This window comes from Actinoplanes sp. 13, assembly GCF_056134165.1.
Window position 1 is genome coordinate 259,912 of the sequence record NZ_JBVYOQ010000006.1, and the last position, 25,807, is coordinate 285,718.

The following is a 25,807-nucleotide window of genomic DNA, read 5'->3' on the forward strand; positions in this document are numbered from 1 at the left end:
GGTGACGAAGCGTTATCAGTGCCGTAGAGTGCTCAAGCAACTGGGGATGTCCACAACGGAGCGGCTCATGCGGATCAGAGGCTATGCACCCTTGACACCATGCTGGGTGGAGCTGGCGAGTGCGGACCCCGCACGCGCGGCAGAGTTCTACGGAGAGTTGTTCGGTTGGGAGTCGGCGGGTGATCGGTTCAAGCTCGGCGGGCGAGCCGTCGCGGGCCTGACCCGCAGCCGCCTGGACCGGCCGGACGGCTGGCTCACCCATCTCAGCACGCCGGACCTCGAGGAGACGCTCGAGCAGGTCGCCCTCTCCGGCGGCCACTGCCTGAGCCACCCGGCCGAGGCGCACGGCGGGCGTCGCGCGATCATCGCGGACCCGTCCGGCGCGATCATCGCCCTCTGGCAGGGGTACGACTTCGCCGGCGCGCAGGCCGGCGGCGAACCGGGCACGATGTCGTGGCCGGAGCTCATCACCGACGACCCGCACACCGCCGCGCGTTTCTACGGCTCCGCGTTCGGCTGGCTGCTGCGCCACGACTTCGGCACCGGCGAGTGGCTCAACCAGGCGCACGACGCGATCGCCGGGCTGGCGACGGGTCACCGCGGCGCGTGGTGGCGGGCCGCGTTCCAGGTGGAGGACATCGAGGCCGCCGCCGATTACTGCGAGCGGCTCGGCGGCACGATCGTCAGCCAGCCCGCCGAGGCCGGCCTGACCGCGTTCGCCGAGCTGGCCGACCCGTTCGGCGCCCGGTTCACGGTGGCGGCGCCGGTGCTTCACCCGGTCGAGTTGACTGTTTCTCTGGGCAATCTTCCGGCATGGGAGTGACCTTCGAGGGGTAATGGAACAGGCGTTCGACACCACGAGCGGAAGGACGGCGTCATGGCCGACCAGACGAGCGCCGACAACGGCAACACGATCAAGGACCCCGCCGACTGGACCACGGGCGAGGAGCCGGCGACCGGCGCGCAGGAGTCCTACCTGCGCACTCTCGCCTCCGAGGCGCAAGAGGAGATTCCGGACGACCTGACCAAGGCGGACGCCTCCCGCAAGATCGACGAGCTGCAGGAGAAGACCGGCCGGGGGCGCTGACCTCCCCCGACCCGCAGGACCGGCCCTTTCGGGCCGGTCCTTCTCTGCATCCCCGTGCAGCGTGTGAACTTCAGGCTCGATACGCACCTCAACTTCACACACTCGGTTTCGCTGACGTGTGTGAAGTTCGGGCTCGATACGCACCTCAACTTCACACACTCGGTTTTGCGGGCATGTGTGGGGTCGGGCTCGATATGCACCTCAACTCCTCACGGTGGGCGTCAACTTGGGTTGACACGGTGGGGACGTCAACGTACGTTGACAGCATGACAGAAGCGACCGACCTCGCGGCCGCCGCCGGCAGCACCGACCCACGTGTCGGGTTGCGCGCGGTCGTGGCGCTGCGCCGCCTCCTGGAGGGCCTGGAGCACCTCCAGGTGGCCAACGCCCGTGACAAGGGCTGGTCCTGGCAGGAGATCGCCGACGCACTCGAGGTGACCCGTCAGGGCGTGCACAAGAAGCACGCAAAGCTGATGCCGATGCAGGATCCACGGGAGGGCTAGATGTTCGAGCGATTCACCAAGGCCGCCCGCGCCGTCGTGGTCGACGCGCAGAAGCACGCCCGCACGCTGGGCCACACCACCATCGGCACCGAGCACACCCTGCTCGCGCTGCTCTCCGGCGAGAACGACTCGACCCGGCAGGCGCTCAGCGAGGCCCACATCGACGTGGACCACGTGCTGGCCGCGATCATCAGGCACGTCGGCGACCGGAGCGAGACCGCCGTCATCGCCGACCGGGACGCCGAGGACGCCGCCGCGCTCAAGTCCATCGGCATCGACCTGGACGCGGTGCGCGCCGCCATCGAGGAGAACTTCGGGGCCGGCTCGCTACGCCTGCCGCGCCCCGCGCCGAAGAAGAAGGGCCTCCTGGGCCGGTTCACAACCACCTCGGGGCACGTGCCGTTCTCACCCCGCAACAAGAAGGTGCTCGAGCTGTCGCTGCGCGAGGCGATCCGGCTCAAGCAGAACTTCATCGCGCCGGAGCACATCATGCTGGGCGTGCTGCGCGAGGGCCAGGGACTCGCGTCGCTGATCCTCGCCGAGCGCGAGGTCGACGTCGACGCCGTCCGCCGCCGCCTGGAGCACTCGCTCAAAGATCACGCCGGGGCATAGACCGGTCCGCGGGACGGACTTCAGAACCTCAGGCGCATCGCCGGGTCGGGGGTGCGCCGGAACCCGAGCGACTCGTAGAGCGGCTCACCCTCCACCGAGGCACTCAGGTCGACCACTCCGGCGCCCCGCGACCGGAACCACTCCAGCAGCTCGGTCATGCACGCCCGGGAGAACCCACGGCGCCGCATGTCCTCGTCGGTCGCGACGCTGAAGACGTAACCGGCGAGGCCGCCCGGATTGCCCGGCCCGCCCAGGCGCTCCTCCAGGAGGCCGACCACGCAGGCGGCCAGCCCGGTGCCGTCCGGCCGGTCGACCACGAACGCCGCCAGGGACGACTCCGGTTCGGCGAGCCGGCGCGCCAACGACACGCGCGCCGGCTCGCACCAGGCCTCGTTCCAGTTCGCCCCGGCGAACGTCCGCAGCATGACCGCACGCAGGCGGACGAGTTCGGCAGCGTCGGACGGCACGGCTCGGCGAGCTCCCACGCTGTGACCTTAGCCGCCCGGGACAGAATTTCAGATTTTAAGGAGTACGGTTCGAGCATGGCCGAACCGCTCACGCCGACCCAGCTCGTGCACTGGCAGACGTTCATCGAGAGCTCCTGGGCGCTGCACACCACCCTCGAGGACGAGCTGCGCGCGGACACCGGCCTGAGCATGAACGACTACCACGTGCTGGTCGCCCTCGCCGAGACGCCCGGCCGGCGGATCCGGATGGGCGAGCTGGCGAACCGGCTGGTGCTGTCGCCCAGCCGGATCACCTATCAGATCTCCTCCATGATCAAGCGCGGCCTGGTCCGGAAGGAGAGCTGCCCCGACGACAAGCGCGGTTACGAGGCCGTGCTCACCGACGAGGGTCTGGAGACGCTCCGCGCCGCCGCACCGGCCCACCTCAGCACCGTACGCAAAGCCTTCATCGATCTTCTCGACGACGAGGAGCTGGCCGTCATCGGTCGCGTCTTCGCCAAAATCCGGAAGGGGTAGCCATGCCCGCCATCACCGTCGACGACGTCCTCGTCCTGCCGCGCCTGCCGCGGCTCGACCCGATGACCGAATACCGGCCGGTCCGCACCGTCACCACCGCGCCCCGCGGTTACGAGGGTGAGGGCTTCCCGGTCCGCCGCGCCTTCGCCGGCGTCTCCCTCACCGACCTCGACCCGTTCATCCACCTCGACCAGATGGGCGAGGTGGACTATGCGCCGGGCGAACCGAAGGGCACGCCGTGGCACCCGCACCGCGGTTTCGAGACGGTCACCTACATGATCGACGGCATCATGGACCACCAGGACTCGCTCGGCAGCGGCGGCTCCATCGCCAACAGCGACACCCAGTGGATGACCGCCGGCTCCGGCATCCTGCACATCGAGACGCCGCCCGAGCACCTCGTCATGAGCGGCGGCCTCTTCCACGGCCTCCAGCTCTGGGTCAACCTGCCCCGCGCCGCCAAGATGATCGACCCGAAGTACCAGGACATCCGCGGCAGCTCCGCCGCCCTGCTGACCACCCCCGACGGCGGCGCGCTGATCCGGGTGATCGCCGGTGAGATCGGCGGCCACCAGGGGCCCGGCTCCACCTTCACGCCGATCAACCTGGCGCACGTGACGCTCCAGCCCGGCGCCCGCCTCGACCTGCCCTGGCAGCCTGACTACAACGCGCTGGTCTACGCCCTCTCCGGCGACGGCTGGATCGGCGCCGACCTGCGGCCCTTCCAGCTCGGTCAGCTCGCCACCCACGGTCCCGGCGACGCCGTCCGGGTCGAGGCCAAGAGCGAGCTCGACCTCTTCATCATGGGCGGCCGGCCGATCCGTGAGCCGATCGCGCATTACGGGCCGTTCGTCATGAACACCCGGGCCGAACTCAAGCAGGCCTTCGAGGACTTCCAGAAGGGGCGGCTGGGCGTCATCCCGGCGAGCCGTCTCCCCCACACCGACTGACCCCGGCCGGTGCGCGTGCCGGTCGCTGCGCGCACTGCCGGGCGGCCGGCGCACTGCCGGGCGGCCGGCGCACTGCCGGGCGGCCGGCGCACTGCCGGGCGGCCGGCGCACTGCGGGGTGGCCGGGCATGAGCGCGGCCGGCTCTGCGCGCTGTCTTGCACGCCCGTAGACAGCACTCGCGGCTGGTCGCCGGCGTTGCCGTGCACGGGTGGGGCAGCGCTGGGAAAGCTTGAGTGGGCAGCTCAGCCCGGCGGCCGCGGCAAAGGCGGAAGCCGTCGGGCAGATCGCGGGGAACGGCGGTGCGCCACGGCGGAAGGCTGGCGGTTGTTCGCTCGTACCAGAACGGAAGAAGAGTGGGCGGCGACGGCCCGCAGCGATGCTCGGGGTGAAGGCTGAGTGCGACGGCCCGGAGCGATGCTCGGGAGAAGCGTGGGTGGCGACGGCCCGGAACGCTGCGGGAAGGGCCGGCGGCGGCCGGATGATCAGCCGGTATGGGGCATCGAGGATGAGCGCTCGCTGGTCCGGGGCTTCTAGGCTGGCCACTATGGACCGGATGAAGCAATTTGCCGAGGTCGTGGTCCGCGCGGGGGTAAATCTCCAGCGGGGACAGGGGCTTGTGTTGAGCACGGACACCGCGCACCTGGAGGTGGCCCGTGCGGTGGTGGAGGCGGCCTATGCGGCGGGCGCCGGGTGGGTGGAGCCGGTGTGGACGGATGGGCCGATGCGGCGCTCGGCCGTCGATCATGCGGAGCCGGCGATGTTGCGGCGGAGCCGGCCGTGGGCGTTGCAGCGGATCAGGGAGTGGAGCGAGCAGGGGGCGGCGTTCGTGACGCTGTTCGGTGACGCGGATCCGCATCTGCTGGACGGGGCCGATCCGGAGCGGGCGGCGGCGTTCCCGATCGAGGAGGCGCGGGCGCGGCGGGACGCGGTGCTGGGGAAGCTGCGGTGGACGGCGGTGGGCGCGCCCAATCCGGGGTGGGCGGCGCAGGTCTTCGGCGAGCCGGATGTGGATCGGCTGTGGGAGGCGGTGGGGGTGGCGATGCGCCTGGACGCCGCGGACCCGGCGGCCGAGTGGCAGCGGCGGGCGGCGACGCTGGCCGAGCGCGGGGCGCTGCTGGACAGCCTGGAGCTGACCGAGATCCGCTATGTGGGTGACGGCACCGACCTGACCGTGGGACTGATCCCGGGGTGCCACTGGACCGGTGGCGGCATGGTCGACGACAACGGCATCGCCTATCTGCCGAACATCCCTACCGAGGAGGTGTTCACCAGCCCGGACCGGCGCCGTGCGGACGGCGTGATCCGGGTGACCAAGCCGCTGGTGCTCAACGGCCGGCTGGTCACCGGGCTGCGCGCGGAGTTCGCGGGCGGCCGGATCGTGCGGGTCTCGGCGGAGTCCGGGGCGGACGCCGTCGAGGCGCAGCTGGCGTCCGACCCGGGCGCCCGCCACCTCGGCGAGGTGTCGCTGGTCGACCGGGACAGCCGGATCGCCCGGGCCGGCATCGTCTTCCACAACACGCTGTTCGACGAGAACGCCGGGTGTCACGTCGCGTGGGGGCAGAGCTTCCCGTTCGCGGTGCCGGGAGGCTTGGCGATGAGCGAGGAGGAACGCGCCGGTCTGGGGCTGAACGCGTCGGGCGTGCACACCGATGTGGTGATCGGTGGCGACGGCGTGACCGTGACCGGCACCGGGCCGAAGGGTGTGGTGGAGATCATTCGGGAGGACGAGTGGGTCCTCTAGATCACTAAACCATCATCAGCATCGCGGTGGTGCCCAGCAGCACGAGGAGCAGCACCGCGATGAGCAGGCCTTTCTCGGCGGAGTCGGCGGTGGTCTCGGGGACAGGGGTCGAAACGAGCGGCTCACTGCTCATGGTTCCACTCCTCCGCGGGATGGGGGGCGCCGTCAAGCGTGCAAGCGGCGGTCAGGAGGCTTACGGTGAGGGCGTCGTCGACCTCGAAGGGGTTGCTGTGCCGCCGCAGGAATGGCTTCTCACCGCTGCTGAGCGCGGCAACCCGGACACCTCCATACCCACATGGAACACCGGAAACACGGTCGAGCCTCTTATCCACGGGCGAAATTACTTCGATCGGTTGGTGTCCGAGGTCGAAACTCTGGAAGCCGGTGATCATCTTTTCTTCACCGACTGGCGGGGCGATCCGGACGAGCGGCTGCGCGACGACGGGCCGACCATCGCCGACCTGTTCGCCACGGCGGCCAAGCGGGGTGTGGTGGTCAAGGGCCTGCTCTGGCGGTCCCATCTGGACAGGATGGCCTACAGCCAGGAGGAGAACCGGGACCTCAGCGACGACATCGAGGCCGGCGGTGGCGAGGTGCTGCTCGACCAGCGGGTCCGCCGGGGCGGCTCCCACCACCAGAAGGTGGTGATCCTGCGGCACCCGAAACACCCGGAGCGGGACATCGCGTTCGCCGGCGGCATCGACCTGTGCCACAGCCGGCGCGACGGCCAGGACCATCACGGTGATCCGCAGGCGGTCCGGATGTCGAAGGCGTACGGGCCGAACCCGCCCTGGCACGACATTCAGCTGGCGTTGCGCGGCCCGGTCGTGGGCGCGCTGGACACGTCGTTCCGGGAGCGGTGGAACGACCCGGCGCCGCTGGACCAGCACGGGCCGATCTCCACGCTGGTCGACACGCTGCGGCACGAGGACATGCGCGCCGACCGGCTCCCGGAGCAGCCACCGGAACCGCCCGCGTGCGGCCCGATGACCGTGCAGGTGCTGCGCACCTATCCGGCGATGCGCCCGGCGTATTCGTTCGCCCGGCTGGGCGAGCGCACCGTGGCCCGCGGCTACACCAAGGCGATCAAGCGGGCCCGGCGGCTGGTCTACCTCGAGGACCAATATCTGTGGTCCAAGGAGGTGGCGCAGTTGTTCGCCGAGGCGATGCGGGAGAACCCGGACCTGCATCTGATCGCGGTGGTCCCGCGCCATCCGGACGTGGACGGCGCGTTCGCGCTGCCACCGAACCAGGTGGGCCGGGAGGAGGCCATCGAGCTGTGCCGCAAGGCCGCCGGTGATCGGGTGCACGTCTTCGACCTGGAGAACCACGCGGGCACCCCGATCTATGTGCACGCGAAGGTCTGCGTGATCGACGACGTCTGGTGCAGCGTCGGCAGCGACAACTTCAACCGTCGCTCGTGGACGCACGACAGCGAGCTGTCCTGCGCGGTGCTCGACGACACCCGCGACGAACGGGAGCCGGCGGACCCGGCCGGGCTCGGCGACGGCGCCCGCCGGTTCGCCCGGGAACTGCGGCTGGCCCTGATGCGGGAGCATCTGGACCGCGACGAGGACGACGACGAGGACCTGCTGGACCCGGCCTCGGCGATCGAGGTGATCACCGAGGCCGCCGACCGGCTGCGGGAGTGGATCGACGGCGGGCGACAGGGCCCGCGTCCGCCGGGACGGCTGGTACCGCACGAGACGCGCCGGCTGCCGTGGTACCAGCGGTGGTGGGCGATCCCGGCGTACCGGCTGGTGTACGACCCGGACGGGCGCCCGTGGCGGGAGCGCCGCGCGGCCAACTGGTGAGGGCCGCCCTCACCGGACGAGGTCGACCCGCATCACCACGCGCCGCGGGGTCGGCCGGCTCACCTCGGTGAACCCGGCCGCTTCGAAGATCTTCCGGGTGCCCACGTACAGCTCGCCCCCGCTGTGGTCCCCGCCGTCCGTGGTGACCATCGGGTACGCCTCCAGGGCACGGGCGCCCCGGTCGCGGGCGAACGGCACGGTGGCCGCGGCGAGCGCCCGGCTGACACCCCGCCGGCGGAACCCGGTGCGGGTCACGAAGCAGGTCACCGCCCACACGTCCGGATCGGTCCGGCTCTCGTCCCGCCCCGCCCACGGCACCCGGGCGGTGGCCAGCCGCGGATAGGCGGTCCGCGGCTCGACCGCACACCACCCGGCGGGCTCGCCGTCCAGGAACGCCACCAGCCCGCTGGTGGAGCCGGCTGCCGAGGTCTGCTCGTGCAGCCGCCGCGCCCGCTCCGCCGGCGGCACCGACCGCCACTCCGCCGCCGTGATCTTGAACCATTGGCACTGGCAGCGGGCCGGCTCCCCGCGCGTGCCGAAGATCGCCCGCAGGTCGTCCCGGGACGCCTCACCGGCCGGCACCACGGTGATGCCGTCCATCACCGCAGCTTTCGGAGCCGCCACGCGTGCGGAACCCAGATCGGGCCGTCCGGCCACAGGTCGACCTCCCACGCCCGCATCGGCGGCCGCCCGAGACCCCACCAGCGGTCGATCAGCGCCGTGGCGACGGCGGTGTAACGCTCGGCCTGCGCCCCGGAGGCGAGCACCGCGCCGTCCGGCAGGACGACCGCGCCCGTCTCGCCGCTGTCGTCGACCAGGGCCAGGTAACTGTGCTCGCGGCCGGGGACCGAAGCGTGCGTCGCGCGGTTGTGCCAGGCGCCGGCCGCGTACCAGAGGTCGCGGTAGGCGAGCGCCTCCAGGGACGGCTGCCATCGGGCCGGCGCCGTCTCGGTCAGGTCGGCGAGGGCCGGGACGGGCAGCGGGTGGCTGCCGCGGTGCCGGGCGGTGAGCGGGCCGGCCGCCGACATGAAGCCGGCCGGGCAGACCACCGTGGCGGTCACCCGGTCGTCCGGCTCCCGGCGCACCGCCAGCACCGGATGGGTGCCGGCGTGCTCGACCGGCACGATGATCACACCGTCCGGTCGCAGGCCGTCCAGCCAGTGCGGGGAGACGCCGGCCACGCCGACGGTCACCACGATCCGGTCGTACAGCCCGTCGAGGTCGGGAGCGTATCCGTCGGCGGTCTCCACGCGCACGCCGTCGACCCCGGCCCGGGCCAGCGCGGCACGGGCCCGGTCGGCCACGTCGGCCTGAACGTCCACCGTGGTCACCTCGGCGCCGAGGTGGGCGAGCAGCGCCGCGTTGTATCCCGTCCCGGCGCCGATCTCCAGGACCCGGTGGCCGGGCCGCACGTCCATCGCCTCGATCATGACGGCCATCAGCGAGGGCTGACTGGACGAACTGACCGGCAGATCGCCGTTCATCTTGGTGATCAGCACGTCGTTGCTGTAGACGGTGGGCAGAAAGTCCGGGTCGGCGGGCAGCACCCGCCGGCCGTCGCGCCGGTGGAAGCCGTCCGGGACGAACACCTCGCGGGGCACGGCGGCGAACGCCGCGGACAGCGCGGGCGACAGCGCGACGCCGTCGTGCCGAATCTGGTCGAGGTAGTGCCGCCGGGCGTCCTCCATGAGTGCCACGGTACGGAGTTTTCCGCCGTCAGGCTTGCTCGACTGCCCTGGCCAGGCATTCCGGCACGTCGGCGGCGTGGTACGGCCACTCGGCCGGCTCGATCCCGGTGAGGAAACCGGCGTAGACGGCGGCCTGTTCCAGCGCGGCGACCGGCCGGAGGAGCTCCACCGCGCGCAGTGCGTCGCATCCCGGCCAGCGCCGGGCCCAGTTGGCGCGGACGGTCGGGTCGTCGCTGAGCCGGAGGATGTCGGAGGCCGGGTTGCCGACTGCCGAGTCGCCCCAGTCGAGGATCGTCAGCTTGTCGTCATTCATCCGGACGTTGCCGCCGTGGAGGTCGCCGTGGATCAGGGTGTCCGGGAGTCCGCAGGCAGCGATTTGCGTGAGCCGCTCCGGCAGCGCGTCGAGCAATCGCGACAAACCTGAGATATCGCCGACGAAGGGCGCCGCCACGTCGATGAAACGCTGCGGATCCGGCCGCCTGTCGGGCACCCCAGCGGCCAACAGCTCTGCGACGCGGCCGGCGAAACGCTCGTGCACCGGATGGAACGCCGCCGCGATCTCGTCGCACAGCTCCGGCCCGGCCTCGTACTGGTCCGCACCGGGAACGTGCTCCAGCAGCATCCGCCCCTGCTCCCCGGCCGCGAGCAGATAAGGCGCCGGCTCACCGACCAGCCGCAGCACCGCCGGCTCGTGCCGGAAGAAACTTGGCACCTGCTTGAGCCACGCGGCCGGCGTGCCGTCCGGCAGGTCCAGCCGCCAGATCGCCGACAGGTTCCACGTCCGCTGCTGATGCGCGGTGGTCCCGGAGATGCCGATCCGGTCGAGGGCACCCGCCGCCCAGGCCAGCGACGCCGCCGGTCCGCCGATCTCCGCGTACGGCGCGCGATGCGGGGACGCGCTCAGGTCCACCCCGACCGGACTCAGCCCGGCCGGTCGCTGCGAGGTCTCCGCGAGATAGGTGACATGGCCACCGTGCGGCCGGCTCCGGTCGGCATGCAGCAGCCGGAGCACTGTCACGTCGGCACCGGCCCCGGCGACCACCTCCGGCATCTCCTGCCACCACGGCGTCGGCACCGGGAACGGTGGCAGCGCGCCGAGCACCTCGCCGGCCGGACTCACCAGCACCAGGGAGACGGTTCGGGTCACGGTCGTACCCGGCGCAGTCTCGCCTTCAGGACCTTGCGGTCGGCCCGGCCGAACAGGCGCAGCCGGGCCATCCCGCCGTCCGGGAAGATGTCCAGCCGCACGTGCGTGACCTCCGGCGAGCCGGCGACCCGGAACCGGTGCGGGGTGTCCGGCCGCAGCGCCACCCGGGGCAGCAGCTCGACCCAGGTCCCGGTCCCGTCCATGCCGGTGAGGGACGCCGCGCCCGGCGCGTTGCCCTTGAAGTGGCGGGTGTCCAGATCGGCGAAGCGGATCCGGGCCGGGGCGGCGAGCCGCACCACGACCCAGTCGTTGCCGTCGTCGCGGCGGCGCGACGTCTCCCAGCCGTCACCCATGTTCTGCGCCAGGCCGGGCATCAGCATCCGCTGCGGCTTGCCGTAGAACATGTTGCTGCAGTCGGTCACCGTGGCACCGTGCTCGGCCGCGGCCACGTCGAACACCTTCGGCAGCAGCTCCGGGTCGGGGACCACCTCGCCGTGCACACGCAGCCGGGCCACCCCGCCGTCCGGGAAGATCCGCAGCCGGACGTGGGTGAACCGGCGCCGCTCGGTGACCGCGAACAGGTTGCTGCTGTCGCCGGCCAGGGGCGAACGCGGCACCACTTCGGTCCACCGCGCCGCGGCCAGCTCGGCCGGGCCCGGATGGCCGGGCAGCTCGACCGCCTCCACCGACGCGAACGGCGGATAGTTGCCGGTGAAGAACGCGGTGTCGACGTCGACGCCGTGTATCACCCCGGGCGCGCCGAGCCGGACGATCGCGAAGTCGTCACCCGGCTCCCGGCGGCGGCGCGTCTCCCAGCCGTCGTACACCTGTCCTTTGTGGTCGAACGTCCGCGGCGCGTGCCCCGGCGGGTGCGCCAGGACCAGGTGGTCGGCGCCGGCGAAGAACTCGTCGTTGGCGGCCACCACGCCGCCGCCGAAGGCACGCGACGCGAGGTCGGGCTGCGCGGTGAAGTCCTGCGTCACAACCCCTCCCGTGTCAGCAGCGAGCCGCCCGGTGCGTCGCCGGTCACCCGGCGGCCGCGCAGCCAGGTCGTGCGCACCACACCCCACAGAGCCATGCGGGCGTACGGCGTGACGGGGTTCCGGTGGTGCAGCAAAGCCGGGTCGACGGTGAACCGCTCGTCCGGTGCGAAAGCCACCAGGTCCGCGTCGGCGCCCACCGCGATCCGCCCCTTCCCGCGCAGGCCGACCAGGTCGGCGGGCCGGCGTGCCATCCAGTTCACCACGTCCGCGAGCGTGTGTCCGCGTTCCCGGGCGGCCGACCAGATCACCGGCAGGCCGAGCTGCACGCTCGCGATGCCGCCCCAGGCCGCCGCGAAGTCGCCGGTGTCGCGCCGTTTCAGGTCCGGGGTGCACGGCGAGTGGTCGCTCACCACGCAGGTGATCAGCCCGTCGGCGAGCGCCGCCCAGAGCAGGCCGGCGTTGGCGGTGTCCCGGATCGGTGGGCAGCACTTGAACTCGGTGGCGCCGTCCGGGATCGCGGCGGCGTCCAGCGTGAGGTAGTGCGGGCAGGTCTCGGCGGTCACCCGGACCCCGTCGGCCCGGGCCCGGGCGATCAGCGGCAGCGCCGAGGCCGCGGAGAGATGCAGGATGTGCAGGCGTCTGCCCGTGGTCCGCGCCACGGCGATCGCGGTGGCGACCGCGGCGTGCTCGGCCTCGGCCGGGCGGGAGGCGAGGAAGTCGGCGTACGCCGCGGAGCTGGGCGCCGCGTGCAGATGATCCGGGTCCTCGGCGTGCACCACGAACAGCGCGTCCACCGCCCGCATCGCCTCCGCCAGCTGCTCCGCGCCGACCGGCGGGAACTCCGGCACCCCGGAATCGGCGAGGAACGCCTTGAAGCCGAACACGCCGTCGTCGTGCAGGGCGGGCAGCCGGCCGGCGTTCCCCGGGATCGCCCCGCCCCAGAAGCCGACGTCCACATGGCACTGCCCGGCCGCTGCGGCCCGCTTGACCGCCAGCGCCGGTGCGTCCACCGTCGGCGGCAGGCTGTTCAGCGGCATGTCGACGATCGTGGTGACCCCGCCGGCCGCCGCCGCCCGGGTCGCGGTCGCGAAGCCCTCCCACTCGGTGCGGCCCGGCTCGTTCACGTGCACATGTGTGTCCACCAGGCCGGGCAGCAGCGGCACGTCACCGAGATCGACCTGCTCGGCGGCCTCGGCGACAGTGTCGTAACCCAGGAGCGCCACGATCCGGCCGCCGTCCACCGCGACCGCCGCGGCCTGTTCGCCGTCCGGTGTCACCGTGCGCCGGGACCGCACCACGAGATCGACCATGAGCCGACCCTATCCGCGGTTTGTTTCACCGGGCGCCCATCCGCGCGGGCGGGGATATCGCTACGGGCGGTAGCGGAGTACCGTACCGCTCCATGGTGCGACGGTGGGGTCCGGCCACGCTCACGCTGATCTGTGGAGCGTTGATCGCCGCGGTCAAGATCCGGGAAGGCTCGCCGGTCGCGGGAGCCGCGCTGCTGCTGATCTTCGCGGGTCTGGCGTTCGCCGTGTCGCCGCAGCTCTTCCCCCGTCCGGAGACCGCCGCCGAGGCGCAGGCGGACGGGCAGCCGGTGGTCTACTGGCGGCCCGGCTGCCCGTTCTGCATCCGGCTGCGGGCCCGGCTCGGGCCGGACGCGCGCCGGCTGCACTGGGTGGACATCTGGCGCGACCCGGACGGTGCGGCTGCGGTACGCGCCATCACCGGTGGTGACGAAACGGTGCCCACCGTGGTCCTCGACGGTGAGGGTCACGTCAATCCCGACCCGGCGTGGGTGCGGGAGCGGCTCGCCGCGGTTCCCTGAGGGGTTTCAGGCCGCGTCCTGGATGCGTTCGTGGGTGTGTGTCCAGCCCATGAACTGGTCGAACAACTCGGCCGGTGAACGCCGCGGGAGGTCGGTGACCGCCTGGTCGAGGTTGCCCCACATGTACATGGCCAGCGACACCCGGTCCGCGCCGTCGATGAGCGTCGCCCGCGCCGGCGCGCACGGCCACGCACGCCCGCAGGCCCGGCAGTGCCAGGATGGCCGCTGCCACGTGTGCTCCACCGCCGTGGCGCCCCGCTTCCACGGCTTGAACGAGATGTACCGCACGACTTTGCCTCCCGCCGATCGAATCCGCACAGGGGTACTCGCGCCGGCAGCCATCAGTTCAAGTCGATCTCACCCCTCTTGCGTGCCGATTGTGGGCTCGCCGCGTACCCCAACTTCACACACCCGGCCGGCCACCCGCTCGCGTGTGAAGTTCAGGCTCGCAACGCACCACAACTTCACACACCCGGGCGGCCCCTCGCGTGTGAAGTTCAGGCTCGCAACGCACCACAACTTCACACACCCGGGCGGCCCCTCGCGTGTGAAGTTCGGGTGCGGAGCGCACCACAACTTCACACGCAGGGGTCAGGTCAGGGCGGTGAGTTGTTCGCGGGGGAAGCCGGCGTCGGTCAGCGCACCGCAGTCCAGGCCGCGCAGCAGGTAACCGGCGAGCGCACGGGCGGTCGCCGGCTCGTCGGCGACGCCGCTCTCCTGCCGGTCGAGGTAGCGGCGCAGCCGGTCGACCGCGGCGTCGCGCCCGTCGCGGAAGAACGCGTAGGTCGCGGCGTACCGGCTGGGCAGTTGCGCCGGGTGCAGGTCCCACCCCTGATAAAAGCCCCGTTCCAGGGAGCGGCGGACCAGCCGGTGGTGCAGTTCCCAGCCGGCCCGCACCTGGGACCGGTCACCGACCGGGAGGATGTTGGTGGAGCCGTCGCAGACGCGCACGCCGGTCTGGGCGGCGGCCGCCTGCATCACGGCCTTGGCGTAATCGGCGGCCGGGTGCTCCATCGACTGGTACGCGGCGGCGACACCGGCGGCCGCGCTGTAGTCGTAGGTGCCGTAGTGCAACCCGGTGCACCGGCCGCCGGCCACGGTGATCAGGCGCGCCACGGTGGCGGTGCCGTCGGCGGCGAGCACCGCCGACGGCAGCTCGATCTGGATCTCGAAGGTGAGGGCGCCGGTGCTCAGGCCGTACGACCGCTCGAGTCTCTCGCAGAGGGTGACCATCGCAGCGACCTGGTCGGCGCCGCTCACCTTGGGCAGCGTGATGGTGAAAAGGTCTTGGTAGACGGAGAGGAAGAGGTCCAGCGTGCGCAACGAGCGACGCCGGGTGGCCGCCTCCAGCGACTTGATCCGCAGGCCGACGAACGGCGGTCTCGGGCCGTCGGCGAGGATCGTCGCGGCCTTGCGCACCGCCGCGTCCTCCTGGTCGTCGTCGCGGACGCCGTAACCGTCCTCGAAGTCGACGCGCAGATCCTCGATCGGTTCGCGGGCCAGTTTGTCGCGGACCGCCGGATCGGGCCACGGGAAGTCGTTCTCGCGCATCGTGGCCAGCGCGAGCGGGCCCCAGCCGCGGAAGCCGTCGAGGCGGTCGGCGGGGACGTAAACGGTGTGCACGGGTTGCCGGCCGGCGCGTTCCCCCGGGTAGCGGGCCCGGAGGAACGCGTCGTGGGCGGCGAGGCGCCCGTCGATCTCGGCATAGTCCTGATCGGACAGGCGCATGCGTTCCCCCGGCAGGTCAGTCGATCGAGTCGTAGGCCGCGCTGGTCAGGAAGTCGGCGAAGTCGTCGGCGAGGGCGACCCGCTCGAACAGCTTGCGGGCGTCGTCGTAACGGCCGGAGGTCCACGCCTCGTCGCCGACCGTCTCGCGGATCCTGGCGAGTTCCTCGTCCTCGATCCGGCCGACCAGTTCAGCGGTGATCGGGGTGCCGTCCTCCAGGCGCACCCCGTTGTGGATCCACTGCCAGACCTGGGAGCGGGAGATCTCGGCGGTGGCCGCGTCCTCCATCAGGTTGTGGATCGCCACCGCGCCGTTGCCGCGCAGCCACGCCTCCAGATATTGCAGCGCCACGTTGACGTTGTTGTGCAGCCCGGCCCGGGTGACCGCGCCGCCGGTGCCGGCCACGTGCAGCAGGTCGGCGGCGTCCACCGCGACGTCCGGGCGTTTCTTGGCGAGCTGGTTCGGCTGGTCGCCGAGCACCCGGCCGAAGATCTCCGCACAGACCGGCACCAGGTCGGGGTGGGCCACCCAGGAGCCGTCGAAGCCGTCGGCGGCCTCCCGCTCCTTGTCCTCCCGGACCTTGGCGAGGGCCACCTCGTTGACCTGCGGGTCGCGGCGGCTGGGGATGAACGCGGCCATGCCGCCCATCGCGAACGCGCCGCGGCGGTGGCAGGTGGAGACGAGCAGTTCGGTGTACGCCCGCATGAACGGCGCCGTCATGGTGACCGAGGCCCGGTCCGGCAGGATCATGGTCGGGTTGTCACGGAAGTACTTGATGATGCTGAACAGGTAGTCCCAGCGGCCGGCGTTGAGTCCCGAGAGGTGCGGCCTGAGGCAGTAGAGAATCTCCTCCATCTCGAACGCGGCCGGGATCGTCTCGATCAGCACGGTGGCACGGATGGTGCCGACCGGGATGCCCAGCTGCTCCTGGGCGTACGTGAAGACGTCGTTCCAGAGCGCGGCCTCTTTGTGGGATTCCATCTTGGGCAGATAGAAGTACGGCCCACTGCCGCGCTCCAGCAGCTCGGCCGCGTTGTGGAAGAAGTAGAGACCGAAGTCGACCAGGGCGCCGACGGCCGGCTCGCCGTCCACCGGCAGGTGCCGCTCGTCCAGGTGCCAGCCGCGCGGGCGCATCACGATCGTCGGGTACGGCCCGCCGTTCAGCTCATAGGTCTTCTTGTCGGTCCGCAGCGAGATCGTCCGGCGGATCGCGTCGTAGAGGTTGCGCTGCCCGTCGACGACGTTCTCCCAGTGCGGGGTGTTCGCGTCCTCCAGGTCGGCCAGCCACACCTTGGCGCCGGAGTTGAGCGCGTTGATCGTCATCTTCCGCTCGGTCGGCCCGGTGATCTCCACCCGCCGGTCCTGGAGGTCGGCCGGTGCGGGCGGGGCCTGCCACTCGGCCGCGCGGATGTCCGCCGTCTCGGCGAGGAAGCCGAGGGTGGCGCCGGCCGCGATCTCGGCGCGCCGGGCGGCACGTGCCTCGAGCAGCTCGTTGCGGCGGGCCCGGAATCGCCGGTTCAGATCGGCGACGAACGCCACAGCCTCGTCGGACAGGATCTCAGTCATCGTTGACGGTTCCTCTCGGTGTGGTTACTCCCCCGTACCGTAATCGAGCATTATTCATGAAGCCTTCGCTGGGCGCGCCGGGCCTCGGCAGTCAGCGTCTCCGCGTCGGCGTTCACGAGTTCGCCCCGCTCGACCACCGGCTTCCCGCCGACCAGCGCCAGCTCGACCGGGGTGGGCGGGCCGAAGACCAGCGCGGCGACCTTGTCGTCGATTCCCTCGTGGCCGAGTCCGTCGAGCCGCCACAGCACCAGGTCGGCCAGCTTGCCCACCTCGATCGAGCCGAGGTCGTCCTGCCGGCCCAGGCAGCGGGCGCCGCCGATGGTGCCCAGCCGCAGCGCCTCCCGGGCGTCCATCGCCTTCGGCCCGCCCCGCAACCGTGCGGTGTAGAGCGCCTGACGCAGCTCGGCCCCGAGATGGGAGACCTCCTGCGAGGCGGCACCGTCCACGCCCAGCCCGACCGGCACCCGGTGATCCAGCAGCTCCCGCACCCGGGCGGCACCGGCCCCCAGCCGGGCGTTCGAACTGGGACAGTGCGCGACCCCGGTGCCGGTGGCGCCGAGCCGGGCGATCGCCGTGTCGTCCAGGTGCACGCCGTGCGCGAGCCACACGTCGTCGCCGAGCCAGCCGACGCGTTCCGCGTACTCCACCGGGGTGCAGCCGAACTGCTTGCGGCAGAACTCCTCCTCGTCGTCGGTCTCGGCCAGGTGGGTGTGCAGGCGCACGCCCTTGCGCCGGGCCAGCACCGCCGCCTCCTCCATCAGCCGGGTGGTGACCGAGAACGGCGAGCAGGGCGCTACCGCGATCCGCAGCATCGCGTCCGGCGCGGGATCGTGCCAGCGGTCGATGGCGGCCTCGGTGGCGGCGAGGGCCTCGTCGGTGTCCTCGACCAGGTGGTCCGGCGGGAGGCCGCCGTCCTTGCGGCTCAGGTCCATCGAGCCGCGGGTGGGGTGGAACCGCAGGCCGATCCTGCGGGCGGCGAGGATCTCGGCCTCCAGCACGTCGCCGCCGTCGCGCGGGAAGACGTAGTGGTGGTCCATCGAGGTGGTGCAGCCGGAGAGGGCCAGCCAGCCGAGGCCGGCGCCGGCGGCCGCGCCGACGATCTCGGCGTCCAGCCGGCCCCAGACCGGGTAGAGCTTGGTCAGCCAGCCGAAGAGCGTCTCGTCCAGGGCCAGCCCGCGGGTCGCCCATTGGTAGAGGTGATGATGGGTGTTGACGAGCCCAGGCGTCACCAGACAGCCCCGCCCGTCAATCCTTTGCCCGGATATATCGGATGTGCGCCCGCCACCGACCGCCGCGATCCGCCCGTCATCCCCCACCACGACGTAACCAGTCGTGTACTCGGTGCCCGCATCATCCACAGTCGCCACCGCGGCGTTCTCGATGACGATCACAGCCACCACTCCGCGATCGCCGCGGGCGCGTCGTCCCGCCGCACCGAGCCCTCGATCAGCCCGTACGGCCGGTCCCCGGCGATGAACACCTCGTTCGGGTTCGACAGCCCGAACGGCGCCAGGTCGACCAGATAGTGATGCTTGTTCGGCAGCGCCAGCCGCACCTCCGCTATCTCCGGCCGTTGCGCCAGCACCGCGCTGCCCATCGCGTAGAGCGTCTGCTGCAGCGAATAGCTGTAGGTCCCCACGAAGGCAGCCCGCAGCGCGTCCAGGGCCCCGGCGAACGACTCACCCCAGTCCGGCGGGTCACCGGCATGCCGCCACCGGGCGTCCACCGCCGTGGCCAGGATCCGGTCCGTCGTCTCCGGCAGCGTGGTCCACTCGTCCTTCACGAACCCGTGGAACTCGGAGTCCGTCGAGTTCAGCAGCACCAGGCCGGAGACGCCGGAGACCACCTGCGCCGCCTGCCCGGTCACCGTAACCACAGTCGTCCGGGTGTGGTCGCCGCGCCGCTGGAACGAGTGCGGGCCCAGCCGGTCCCAGCCGAACGACTCGATCGACACCGTCGCGCTGTGCACCTGCGGCTGACCGGCGACGAAGTGCCGGCCCAGCAGCAGGGCGAACTCCTCGGGCTCGCCGACGCCGTGCTGCCGGGCGAACGCGTACACCGTGTTCTTCATCGTGTCGGTGGGCAGCACGCCGGAGTTGTCACCGGTCAGGTGCGTCGCGGTCAGGTCGCCGGCGAGCGCCACGCTGACGTTGAGATCGGCCAGCGAGTGCGTCTCGCCGTCGCGGGACACCCGGACGAGCCGGGTCTCCGCCTTGCCGTACCGGTTCGGGCCCAGCACGATCGCCACGGCTCAACTCCCTCGGTAGGTGGTGTAGCCATACCTGCTCAGCAGCAGCGGCACGTGGTAGTGGCGGTCCGGGTCGTGCACGTGGAAGGCCACCGTGATCTCCGGGAAGAAGCAGTCCCCGCCCAGGTACGGCTCCACGTAGAAGAAGAGCCGGTAACCCCCGGCCTGCCAGTCGCGCAGCGGCACCTCGTGGCGCAACCGCCCGTCGTCGTCGGTGCGCCCCTCCGCGATCGTCCGCCAGCCGTCCGAGTCGCGGCGCTCCAGCCGCACATAGACGTCACGGGCCGGCTCGCCGGTGACGGTGTCCAGGATGTGCGTCGAGATCCTGGCGTGGACCCCGGCCGCCGTGCCGCCGTCAGAGGGCATCGAGCACCCGCTCCAGCCGGAGCAGCGCGATCCGGCGCAGCTCACCCCGCACCACCGCGCGTTCGGTCGCCTCGTCGTTGCCGAGCCGGTCCCGCGCCGCGGCCAGGATCTCCGTCTGGCCGCGGCCGCTCGCGAAGATCAGGAAGACGTGACCGAACCGCTCCTCGTACTCCCGGTTGGCCGCGATCAGCGCCGCCCGGGTGGTGTCGTCGGCGCTCGCGGCGGCGGCCGACTGCTCGGTCCGCGACCAGGAAGCCTCCTGGGAGGCGCCGGCCGCGCGTTCCCCGATGCGCGGGTGCGCGGACAGGCCCAGCAGCACGTCCTCCCAGCTCAGGCCGTCCACTGCGGCGCCGGCCGCGGCGAGCAGCCCGGCCCGGTCCGGATAGGGCCGCCCGGCGATCACCCGGTCGGCCCAGGCCGGCGCGGCCAGGCAGGCGAGCAGGTCGGCCCGGAGACGCTCGGCGGGCAACGCGTTGAACCCCTCCACCGCGGTCACCCCCTTCTCGATGTCGATCAGTCAAGCAGCCGGAGTCCGCGGCGGGCACCGGCGGAGCGAAGATTTAACACGCACCCTGCCACGACCCCGGGCGGAAATCTCGCCGTCCGGCGATGGGCGAGACTGGCACCGTGCTCATCCCCGCCGGTGCCCTGCCCGACCTCCCGGTCCGCCCCGTTCTCGCCGACGTGGCCGGCACCCTCGCGCGCACGGGCACGGCGGTGCTGGTGGCACCGCCCGGCACCGGCAAGACCACCCTGGTCCCGCTCGCGCTGGCCGGCACCGGCCGGAAGGTGATCGTCGCCGAGCCGCGCCGGGTCGCCGCGCGGGCGGCCGCCCGGCGGATGGCGGCGCTGCTCGGTGAACAGGTCGGCGGCCGGGTCGGTTACGCCGTGCGCGGCGACCGGCGGACCTCCCGCGAGACCGTGGTCGAGGTGGTGACGACCGGCCTGCTCGTCCGCCGCCTGCAGAACGATCCCGAACTGGCCGGGACCGCGACGGTGATCCTGGACGAGTGCCACGAGCGGCACCTCGACTCCGATCTGGCGCTCGCCTTCCTGGTCGAGGTGCGCGCCGCGCTGCGCCCGGAGCTGAACCTGCTGGCCACGTCGGCCACCGCGGACGCGGAACGGCTCGCCGAGGTGCTGGGCGGCGCCCCGGTCCTGACCGCGCAGGCCCGCACCCATCCGGTCGACGTGATCTGGGCGCCACCGTCCGGCCCGGTCGCGCCGCCGCACGGCCTGCGCGTGGACCCCCGCCTGCTCGACCACGTCGCGGCCACCACCCGGCGCGCACTGGCCGAGGGCGACGGCGACGTGCTGGTCTTCCTTCCCGGCGCCCGCGAGATCGACACGGTCGCCCGGCTCCTCCGCCACGAGGACGTGGTCACCCTGCACGGCCGGCAGAGCGGCGCGGACCAGGACGCCGCGCTGCGTCCCGGGTCACGCCGGCGGGTCGTGCTGGCCACCGCGGTCGCCGAGAGCAGCCTGACCGTGCCGGGCGTGCGCGCCGTGGTCGACGCCGGCCTCAGCCGGGTGCCGCGGATGGACCACGCGCGCGGTCTCGGCGCGCTCGCCACCGTCCCGGTCTCCCGGTCGAGCGCCGAACAACGCGCCGGACGGGCCGGGCGGGAGGCGCCCGGACGCGTCTACCGCTGCTGGGCGCAGGCGGCGCACGACCGGCTGCCGGCCCAGCCCGAACCGGAGATCTCGGCCGCCGACCTGACCGGCTTCGCCCTCGACCTGGCGATCTGGGGACACCCGGACGGCGCCGGGCTGGCTCTGCCGGATCCACCGCCGGCCGGCGCGCTGCGCGCGGCGGTGTCCACGCTGCACGACCTCGGGGCGGTGGGCGACGACGGCCGGGTCACGGCGCGGGGCCGCGCGCTCTCCGGCGCCGGGCTGCACCCCCGGCTGGCCCGCGCCCTGCTGGACGGCGCGCCGCTGGTGGGCGCGCGGCGGGCCGCGGAGATCGTCGCGGTGCTCGACGACGACCGCTCCGGCTCGGACGACGTCGTCGCGGCCTGGCGCCGCGCCCGCACCGGCCCCGATCCGGCGTGGAAGGCCGAGGTGCGCCGGTTGAGCGCAGCCCTGGACCGGCCGGCCCGCGACGCCGGCCCATCACTTCCCGACGACCTCGCGGCCGGGCTCGTCATCGGTCTCGCCTACCCCGAACGCGTCGCCAAGCTCCGCGAACCCGGCGGTCGCGCGTACCTGATGGCCGGTGGCACCGCTGCCGACCTGCCGGACGGCAGCCCGCTCGCCGGCGTCCCCTGGCTCGCCGTCGCCGGTGCGGACCGCGCCGCCGGATCCCGCGCCGCCCGCATCCGCAGCGCCGCCCCGCTCGACGAGCCCACCGCCCGCGAAGTCGCCGCCGCCCTGCTCAGCGACACCACCGAGATCGGCTGGAGCGACGGTGACGTGGTCGCCCGCCGGGTCCGCCGGCTCGGCGCGATCACCCTCGCCAGCACCCGCCTCACCGACCCGGACCCGCGGCGGCTCCGCGAGGCACTGCGCACCGGCCTCCGCGAGGAGGGCCTCGGCCTGCTGACCTGGTCCCGCCCGGCCGAAGAACTCCGCCGCCGGCTGGCCTTCGCGCACGCCGCGCTCGGCGCCCCCTGGCCGGACGTCTCGGACACAGCCCTCCAGGAGGCCGACTGGCTCGACCTCGGTGCCGCGCGCCGCCGCGCCGACCTGGCCAGGATCGACGTGACCGCCGCGCTGCGCCGCCTGCTCCCCTGGTCGGTGGCCGGCCGCCTGGACGAGATCGCCCCGGAACGGCTGCCGGTGCCGAGCGGCTCCCAGATCCGGGTGGACTACACCGATCCGCAGGCGCCGGTCCTCGCGGTCAAGGTGCAGGAGGCGTTCGGCTGGCAGGACGCGCCGCGGCTGGCCGGCGGACGTGTCCCGGTACTGCTGCACCTGCTCTCCCCGGCGGGCCGGCCGGTCGCGGTGACCCGCGATCTGGCCTCCTTCTGGGTGCAGGGATATCCGCAGGTCAGGGCGGAGATGCGGGGACGCTATCCGCGTCATCCCTGGCCGGCGGACCCGGCCTCAGCGGTACCCACCAGGCGGGCGAACCCTCGCTCCCGATGACCTGTGCGGTACGACCTGGACCGGTCCCGGGGCTACGACGCGGCCACGCTGCCGGGTCACGGCTCTGCCGCGACCGCCGGGCTGACCTGCCGTCCCGGCCCCACCCCAGTGTGTGAAGTTCGGGTCCCGTGGTGGGCGCAACTTCACACACAGATTGGTGCGTGTGAAGTTCGGGTCGCTATGCGGGCGCAACTTCACACACAGGCTGTGGGCGCGTGTGAAGTTCGGGTCGCTATGCGGGGCACGGTGGTCAGAGATCGTCGAGGGGGGCCGGCGGGCCGAACAGGTAGCCCTGACCGAGCGGACAGCCCAGATCCGCCAGCGCCCGGGCCCGCTCCGGCGTCTCCAGCCCCTCAGCCACCACCGCGATGCCCAGCTCGCCGCAGATCGCCAGGACCGACCGGCAGAGCGCCCCACCCCGGTCCGGCTCCTTGCCGAAGTCGGTCAGCGTGGAGTCCAGCTTGACGATGTCGACCGGGATCGAGTGCAGCTGGGCGAGCGCGTTGTACCCGCTGCCGAAGTCGTCCAGCGCGACGCGCACGCCCAGATCCCGCAGCCGCCCGACCACCTCGGCCGCCCGGGGCAGGTCGGAGATCCGCAGCGTCTCGGTGATCTCGATGACCAGCCGCCCGGGTGGCACCGCGTACCGCTCGACGGCGGCGGCCACGGCCTGCTCCAGGCCTTCCTGCCCGAGCCGTCCCGCCGAGACGTTGACGTGCAGGTCGATCGGGCGGCCGAAACGCTCGGCCAGGCAGGCGGCGTCGGCGCAGGCCCGGTCCAGCACGAAGTCGTCGAGCGCGGCGACCAGCCCGGTGCGCTCGGCCATCGTGACGAAGACGTCCGGGTGCACCCGCCCGGCCACCGGGTCGGTCCACCGGGCGAGGGCCTCCACGGCCACTGTCACGTCGTCGGTGAGCCGGACGATCGGCTGGTAGTGGACCTCGAAGCCGGCCGCCGCCGGGCTGCCGCCGCCGGCCAGCGCGCCGGCCAGCAGCTGGGGCAGGTCGGCGTGCGGCACGGCGTCGCGGGGGCCGGTGTACCGGATCAGCGCGCCCTTGCCGTGCCGTTTCACCGCGTACATCGCGGCGTCGGCGCGGCGCAGCAGGACGTCGGCGGTGAGCTCGTCGCCCGGTTCGGCGGCGACCAGGCCGATGCTGACGCCGACGCCGACCGAACGGCCGTCGATGACGTACGGCTCGCGCAGCGCCGCCAGCACCCGCTGCCCGACCGCCTCCGCCTCGGCGGCCCACCCACCGGGCCGGGGCGGCAGCTCCTCGGGTTCGGCTCCCGGACCGGTGGTCCAGTCCACGTTCTCGGAGACCCGCACCCCGGCGGCGGAGAGCACGTACCGGCGCCCGCCGATCCGCTGCCGGACCACGCTGCGCAACCGGTCGCGACCGGGGCGCTGCGGTGGCGGCTCGAGCATGCCGGGGTCGATCACCACGGCGAACTCGTCACCGCCCAGCCGGGCCACCAGGTCGGTGGAGCGTACGCAGGCCCGCATCCGCTCGCCGACGGCGTCCAGCACCCGGTCGCCCATGGCGTGCCCGAACGTGTCGTTGATCAGCTTGAAGTCGTCCAGGTCCGCGAAGATCACCGCGACCGGGGCGCCGTGCCGCTCGTGCGCCTCCAGCGCCCGCACCAGCCGCTCGCGGAAGAACGCCCGGTTCGCCAGGCCGGTGAGCGGATCGTGGTACGCCTGGTGGTGCAGCCGCCGCTGGATCTCGGCGACCCGGTCCAGCAGCACGTTGTTGTCCATGATGGTGAGCATCTGCCGGGTCACCACCAGGGCCAGGCCGAGCCAGCCGAGGTACGCCTCGAACGCGGTGAACGGCTGGGTGACCAGCACCAGTCCGGTCACCACCACCGGGCCGTACGGGATCAGCAGGTGGAACCAGTCCCGTTGCAGCAGCGCGTCGTCGGCGGGCACCGGGGTGGGACGGGCCGGGCTGAGCGCCGCCAGCGCGACGAAGGCCGGCCCCAGCAGGTGCCCGGTGGTCTCCAGCCAGTCGGGGCCGGTGCCGAGCAGCCGCAGCGTGTCCGCGGTCCCGAAGGCGACCAGGCCGACCGCGATCAGCCGCAGCGGCCGCCGCCCGGCCGGCGAGTCGGGTCGCGTGGTCAGCAGCAGTCCCGCCATCGTGAGCAGCACCAGGTCCGCGATCGGATAGACGAGCCACCCCGGGTCGCGCAGCCCGTCCAGCGGCTCACCGGGAAAGACGGTCCAGAGCAGCGCCAGCACCGAACCGGTGATCAGCAGGCTGTCGATGATCAGGGCCACCTGGTCGCGCAGCGGTGACGTGGGCACCGGCCGGGGCCGGGTGTGCGTCGCGCTGAGCAGGCCGAGCAGCATGCAGGCCGGCAGCACCAGGAAACCGATGCCGGCGATCAGCCGCGGGGTGGTGCCGCCGGCGCCCCACAGCATCAGCGCCACGCACCAGAGCCGGGTCAGCGACCAGACGACCAGGCCACCGGCGGCGAGCAGGCGCCAGCAGCGGGGGACACCGGTCCGGCGCCGGGCCGCGGTGGAGCAGACGGCCGCGGCGAGCAGGCCGGCGATCATCTGCGCCGTCTCGCTGTAGAGGGCGGAGGGCCCGGGCAGCAGCTCGCTCGCAGCGACCACCGCCACCAGGGCGGGCACCGACGCGCCGAGCAGTCGCACGATCACCACCAGAGTCCGGGCCACGATCATCGTGGCCGGAGTACGGTACCTGCCTCAGTCCCCGCTGGTCACGTCGGCGACGATCACAGTCACGTTGTCCGGTCCGCCGCCGCGCAGAGCCAGGTCGACCAGGCGCTCGGCGCAGGCCTTCGGGTCGGTGACGCTCTGCATCTCCTGCTCGATGATCGGGTCGGGCACCACACCGGTGAGGCCGTCGCTGCACAGCAGCCACCGGTCGCCCGGCAGCGGTTCGACGATCACGTACGCCGGGCTGACCGGCTCGCCCTGCAGCACCCGGGTGACCACTGCCCGGCGCGGGTGCCCGGCCGCTTCCTCGGGCTTGAGCAGACCCTGGTCGATGAGCATCTGAACGTACGTGTCGTCCTTGGTGAGCTGGTTCAGCCGGCCGTCACGCAGCAGGTAGGCGCGGGAGTCACCGACGTGGGCCATCGCGGCCCGCTTCCCGTTGAACACGACAGCGGTCAGCGTGGTGCCCATGCCCTGCAGCGACGGGTCGGCGGCGACCTGCTCGGCGATCCGGCCGTTGGCCACCTCGAGGGCCTTGTGCAGCGCGTCCATCTGGTGCTCGGTGTCGATCGGCACGTCGAGCCCGACCATGGCGTCGATGGCGATCCGGCTCGCCAGGTCGCCGGCGGCCATGCCACCCATGCCGTCCGCGACAACGAGCAGCCGGTCACCGGCGTAGTGACCGTCCTCGTTGTTGCTGCGGACGTGTCCTTGGTCGGTGACTGCTGCCCACCGGAGGTGCAAGGTCATGGCGTGCAGCCTGCCAGGTCGATGCCAGGCTGTCTGCAC

25 protein-coding genes and 1 pseudogene are annotated in these 25,807 nt (G+C 72.6%); 10 read left to right on the top strand and 16 right to left on the bottom strand.

Annotated features, from left to right (window positions below; genetic code table 11):
- The first annotated feature begins 106 nt into the window (after positions 1 to 106).
- The 4 genes from AC0NH5_RS15825 to AC0NH5_RS15840 all read left to right on the top strand — a co-directional run bounded on the left by AC0NH5_RS15825 (position 107) and on the right by AC0NH5_RS15840 (position 2,202).
- Positions 107 to 823: a VOC family protein gene (locus tag AC0NH5_RS15825; RefSeq protein WP_474404215.1), complete on the top strand. Its 717-nt coding sequence runs from the start codon at positions 107 to 109 to the stop codon at positions 821 to 823.
- Positions 824 to 877: 54 nt separating this feature from the next.
- On the top strand, positions 878 to 1,087 hold the full coding sequence (locus tag AC0NH5_RS15830) for a DUF3072 domain-containing protein (RefSeq protein WP_474404217.1): 210 nt from the start codon (positions 878 to 880) through the stop codon (positions 1,085 to 1,087).
- A gap of 266 nt (positions 1,088 to 1,353) precedes the next feature.
- Positions 1,354 to 1,590 (top strand): helix-turn-helix domain-containing protein, encoded by a 237-nt coding sequence (locus AC0NH5_RS15835; protein ID WP_328460260.1) that lies wholly within the window; start codon positions 1,354 to 1,356, stop codon positions 1,588 to 1,590.
- A complete protein-coding gene (locus tag AC0NH5_RS15840) occupies positions 1,591 to 2,202 on the top strand; it encodes a Clp protease N-terminal domain-containing protein (RefSeq protein WP_474404218.1) in 612 nt (203 codons plus the stop codon).
- Positions 2,203 to 2,222: 20 nt separating this feature from the next.
- Here AC0NH5_RS15840 and AC0NH5_RS15845 read toward each other — a convergent pair whose 3' ends face one another.
- Positions 2,223 to 2,687, bottom strand: a complete 465-nt coding sequence (locus tag AC0NH5_RS15845) for a GNAT family N-acetyltransferase (protein WP_474404219.1) — start codon at positions 2,685 to 2,687, stop codon at positions 2,223 to 2,225.
- A gap of 57 nt (positions 2,688 to 2,744) precedes the next feature.
- Between AC0NH5_RS15845 and AC0NH5_RS15850 the strand changes: the two genes are divergently transcribed.
- The 3 genes from AC0NH5_RS15850 to AC0NH5_RS15860 all read left to right on the top strand — a co-directional run bounded on the left by AC0NH5_RS15850 (position 2,745) and on the right by AC0NH5_RS15860 (position 5,876).
- Positions 2,745 to 3,185 carry a MarR family winged helix-turn-helix transcriptional regulator gene (locus AC0NH5_RS15850; RefSeq protein ID WP_474404221.1) on the top strand — a complete coding sequence of 147 codons (441 nt, stop codon included), beginning with the start codon at positions 2,745 to 2,747 and terminating at the stop codon, positions 3,183 to 3,185.
- 2 nt (positions 3,186 to 3,187) lie between these two features.
- On the top strand, positions 3,188 to 4,135 hold the full coding sequence (locus tag AC0NH5_RS15855; protein ID WP_474404222.1) for a pirin family protein: 948 nt from the start codon (positions 3,188 to 3,190) through the stop codon (positions 4,133 to 4,135).
- Between the two features lie 553 nt (positions 4,136 to 4,688).
- Positions 4,689 to 5,876 (top strand): aminopeptidase, encoded by a 1,188-nt coding sequence (locus tag AC0NH5_RS15860; protein WP_474404224.1) that lies wholly within the window; start codon positions 4,689 to 4,691, stop codon positions 5,874 to 5,876.
- A gap of 4 nt (positions 5,877 to 5,880) precedes the next feature.
- Here AC0NH5_RS15860 and AC0NH5_RS15865 read toward each other — a convergent pair whose 3' ends face one another.
- Positions 5,881 to 6,009 (bottom strand): hypothetical protein, encoded by a 129-nt coding sequence (locus AC0NH5_RS15865; RefSeq protein WP_474404225.1) that lies wholly within the window; start codon positions 6,007 to 6,009, stop codon positions 5,881 to 5,883.
- A 97-nt stretch (positions 6,010 to 6,106) separates the two neighbouring features.
- Here AC0NH5_RS15865 and AC0NH5_RS15870 point away from each other — a divergent pair, with 97 nt between their 5' ends.
- Positions 6,107 to 7,690 carry a phospholipase D family protein gene (locus AC0NH5_RS15870; protein ID WP_474404446.1) on the top strand — a complete coding sequence of 528 codons (1,584 nt, stop codon included), beginning with the start codon at positions 6,107 to 6,109 and terminating at the stop codon, positions 7,688 to 7,690.
- A 9-nt stretch (positions 7,691 to 7,699) separates the two neighbouring features.
- Here AC0NH5_RS15870 and AC0NH5_RS15875 read toward each other — a convergent pair whose 3' ends face one another.
- From AC0NH5_RS15875 to allB, 5 genes are read right to left on the bottom strand one after another with little or no spacing between them, the layout of a single operon-like run.
- Complete coding sequence (locus AC0NH5_RS15875; protein ID WP_474404227.1) at positions 7,700 to 8,290, bottom strand: N-acetyltransferase family protein; 591 nt, start codon at positions 8,288 to 8,290, stop codon at positions 7,700 to 7,702.
- A complete protein-coding gene (locus AC0NH5_RS15880) occupies positions 8,290 to 9,378 on the bottom strand; it encodes a protein-L-isoaspartate O-methyltransferase family protein (protein ID WP_474404229.1) in 1,089 nt (362 codons plus the stop codon). Before AC0NH5_RS15880 ends, AC0NH5_RS15875 begins: the two co-directional genes overlap by 1 nt.
- 28 nt (positions 9,379 to 9,406) lie before the next feature.
- The gene (locus AC0NH5_RS15885) at positions 9,407 to 10,525 is read right to left on the bottom strand and encodes a phosphotransferase (RefSeq protein WP_474404230.1); all 1,119 of its coding nucleotides are present in this window, start codon (positions 10,523 to 10,525) and stop codon (positions 9,407 to 9,409) included.
- Positions 10,522 to 11,508, bottom strand: a complete 987-nt coding sequence (alc, locus tag AC0NH5_RS15890) for an allantoicase (RefSeq protein ID WP_474404232.1) — start codon at positions 11,506 to 11,508, stop codon at positions 10,522 to 10,524. The genes AC0NH5_RS15885 and alc overlap by 4 nt, the downstream gene beginning before the upstream one ends.
- Positions 11,505 to 12,818, bottom strand: a complete 1,314-nt coding sequence (allB, locus tag AC0NH5_RS15895; protein WP_474404234.1) for an allantoinase AllB — start codon at positions 12,816 to 12,818, stop codon at positions 11,505 to 11,507. Before allB ends, alc begins: the two co-directional genes overlap by 4 nt.
- A gap of 92 nt (positions 12,819 to 12,910) precedes the next feature.
- Between allB and AC0NH5_RS15900 the strand changes: the two genes are divergently transcribed.
- Positions 12,911 to 13,336: a glutaredoxin family protein gene (locus tag AC0NH5_RS15900; protein ID WP_474404235.1), complete on the top strand. Its 426-nt coding sequence runs from the start codon at positions 12,911 to 12,913 to the stop codon at positions 13,334 to 13,336.
- Positions 13,337 to 13,342: 6 nt separating this feature from the next.
- Here AC0NH5_RS15900 and AC0NH5_RS15905 read toward each other — a convergent pair whose 3' ends face one another.
- The 7 genes and pseudogenes from AC0NH5_RS15905 to uraD all read right to left on the bottom strand — a co-directional run bounded on the left by AC0NH5_RS15905 (position 13,343) and on the right by uraD (position 19,738).
- Positions 13,343 to 13,624 carry a hypothetical protein gene (locus AC0NH5_RS15905; RefSeq protein WP_474404237.1) on the bottom strand — a complete coding sequence of 94 codons (282 nt, stop codon included), beginning with the start codon at positions 13,622 to 13,624 and terminating at the stop codon, positions 13,343 to 13,345.
- A gap of 303 nt (positions 13,625 to 13,927) precedes the next feature.
- Positions 13,928 to 15,064, bottom strand: coding sequence for a DUF6986 family protein (locus AC0NH5_RS15910; RefSeq protein WP_474404239.1), 1,137 nt, complete (start codon positions 15,062 to 15,064; stop codon positions 13,928 to 13,930).
- Positions 15,065 to 15,080: 16 nt separating this feature from the next.
- Positions 15,081 to 16,631, bottom strand: a pseudogene (gene aceB / locus AC0NH5_RS15915) (malate synthase A); the annotation flags it as partial.
- A 47-nt stretch (positions 16,632 to 16,678) separates the two neighbouring features.
- Positions 16,679 to 18,028 (bottom strand): 8-oxoguanine deaminase, encoded by a 1,350-nt coding sequence (locus AC0NH5_RS15920; RefSeq protein ID WP_474404240.1) that lies wholly within the window; start codon positions 18,026 to 18,028, stop codon positions 16,679 to 16,681.
- Positions 18,016 to 18,876, bottom strand: a complete 861-nt coding sequence (pucL, locus tag AC0NH5_RS15925) for a factor-independent urate hydroxylase (protein WP_474404242.1) — start codon at positions 18,874 to 18,876, stop codon at positions 18,016 to 18,018. Before pucL ends, AC0NH5_RS15920 begins: the two co-directional genes overlap by 13 nt.
- Positions 18,877 to 18,879: 3 nt before the next feature.
- Positions 18,880 to 19,242, bottom strand: coding sequence for a hydroxyisourate hydrolase (gene uraH / locus AC0NH5_RS15930; RefSeq protein ID WP_474404244.1), 363 nt, complete (start codon positions 19,240 to 19,242; stop codon positions 18,880 to 18,882).
- Complete coding sequence (gene uraD / locus AC0NH5_RS15935; protein ID WP_474404246.1) at positions 19,232 to 19,738, bottom strand: 2-oxo-4-hydroxy-4-carboxy-5-ureidoimidazoline decarboxylase; 507 nt, start codon at positions 19,736 to 19,738, stop codon at positions 19,232 to 19,234. The genes uraH and uraD overlap by 11 nt, the downstream gene beginning before the upstream one ends.
- Positions 19,739 to 19,875: 137 nt before the next feature.
- Here uraD and hrpB point away from each other — a divergent pair, with 137 nt between their 5' ends.
- Positions 19,876 to 22,332 (top strand): ATP-dependent helicase HrpB, encoded by a 2,457-nt coding sequence (gene hrpB, locus AC0NH5_RS15940; RefSeq protein WP_474404447.1) that lies wholly within the window; start codon positions 19,876 to 19,878, stop codon positions 22,330 to 22,332.
- 250 nt (positions 22,333 to 22,582) lie between these two features.
- Here the strand turns inward: hrpB and AC0NH5_RS15945 are convergent, their stop codons facing one another.
- Together AC0NH5_RS15945 and AC0NH5_RS15950 are read right to left on the bottom strand one after the other, a co-directional pair.
- Positions 22,583 to 25,021: a putative bifunctional diguanylate cyclase/phosphodiesterase gene (locus AC0NH5_RS15945; protein WP_474404247.1), complete on the bottom strand. Its 2,439-nt coding sequence runs from the start codon at positions 25,019 to 25,021 to the stop codon at positions 22,583 to 22,585.
- 24 nt (positions 25,022 to 25,045) lie between these two features.
- On the bottom strand, positions 25,046 to 25,768 hold the full coding sequence (locus AC0NH5_RS15950) for a PP2C family protein-serine/threonine phosphatase (RefSeq protein WP_474404249.1): 723 nt from the start codon (positions 25,766 to 25,768) through the stop codon (positions 25,046 to 25,048).
- Positions 25,769 to 25,807 lie beyond the last annotated feature (39 nt).

What these genes read in the sequence shown, in the direction of transcription:
- AC0NH5_RS15830 (WP_474404217.1), top strand. Translation starts at nt 878, where the DNA reads ATGGCCGACCAGACGAGCGCCGACAACGGCAACACGATCAAGGACCCC.
- AC0NH5_RS15835 (WP_328460260.1), top strand. Translation starts at nt 1,354, where the DNA reads ATGACAGAAGCGACCGACCTCGCGGCCGCCGCCGGCAGCACCGACCCA.
- AC0NH5_RS15840 (WP_474404218.1), top strand. Translation starts at nt 1,591, where the DNA reads ATGTTCGAGCGATTCACCAAGGCCGCCCGCGCCGTCGTGGTCGACGCG.
- AC0NH5_RS15850 (WP_474404221.1), top strand. Translation starts at nt 2,745, where the DNA reads ATGGCCGAACCGCTCACGCCGACCCAGCTCGTGCACTGGCAGACGTTC.
- AC0NH5_RS15855 (WP_474404222.1), top strand. Translation starts at nt 3,188, where the DNA reads ATGCCCGCCATCACCGTCGACGACGTCCTCGTCCTGCCGCGCCTGCCG.
- AC0NH5_RS15860 (WP_474404224.1), top strand. Translation starts at nt 4,689, where the DNA reads ATGAAGCAATTTGCCGAGGTCGTGGTCCGCGCGGGGGTAAATCTCCAG.
- AC0NH5_RS15865 (WP_474404225.1), bottom strand. Translation starts at nt 6,009, where the DNA reads ATGAGCAGTGAGCCGCTCGTTTCGACCCCTGTCCCCGAGACCACCGCC.
- AC0NH5_RS15875 (WP_474404227.1), bottom strand. Translation starts at nt 8,290, where the DNA reads ATGGACGGCATCACCGTGGTGCCGGCCGGTGAGGCGTCCCGGGACGAC.
- AC0NH5_RS15880 (WP_474404229.1), bottom strand. Translation starts at nt 9,378, where the DNA reads ATGGAGGACGCCCGGCGGCACTACCTCGACCAGATTCGGCACGACGGC.
- allB (WP_474404234.1), bottom strand. Translation starts at nt 12,818, where the DNA reads ATGGTCGATCTCGTGGTGCGGTCCCGGCGCACGGTGACACCGGACGGC.
- AC0NH5_RS15900 (WP_474404235.1), top strand. Translation starts at nt 12,911, where the DNA reads ATGGTGCGACGGTGGGGTCCGGCCACGCTCACGCTGATCTGTGGAGCG.
- AC0NH5_RS15910 (WP_474404239.1), bottom strand. Translation starts at nt 15,064, where the DNA reads ATGCGCCTGTCCGATCAGGACTATGCCGAGATCGACGGGCGCCTCGCC.
- uraH (WP_474404244.1), bottom strand. Translation starts at nt 19,242, where the DNA reads ATGCCCTCTGACGGCGGCACGGCGGCCGGGGTCCACGCCAGGATCTCG.
- AC0NH5_RS15945 (WP_474404247.1), bottom strand. Translation starts at nt 25,021, where the DNA reads ATGATCGTGGCCCGGACTCTGGTGGTGATCGTGCGACTGCTCGGCGCG.
- AC0NH5_RS15950 (WP_474404249.1), bottom strand. Translation starts at nt 25,768, where the DNA reads ATGACCTTGCACCTCCGGTGGGCAGCAGTCACCGACCAAGGACACGTC.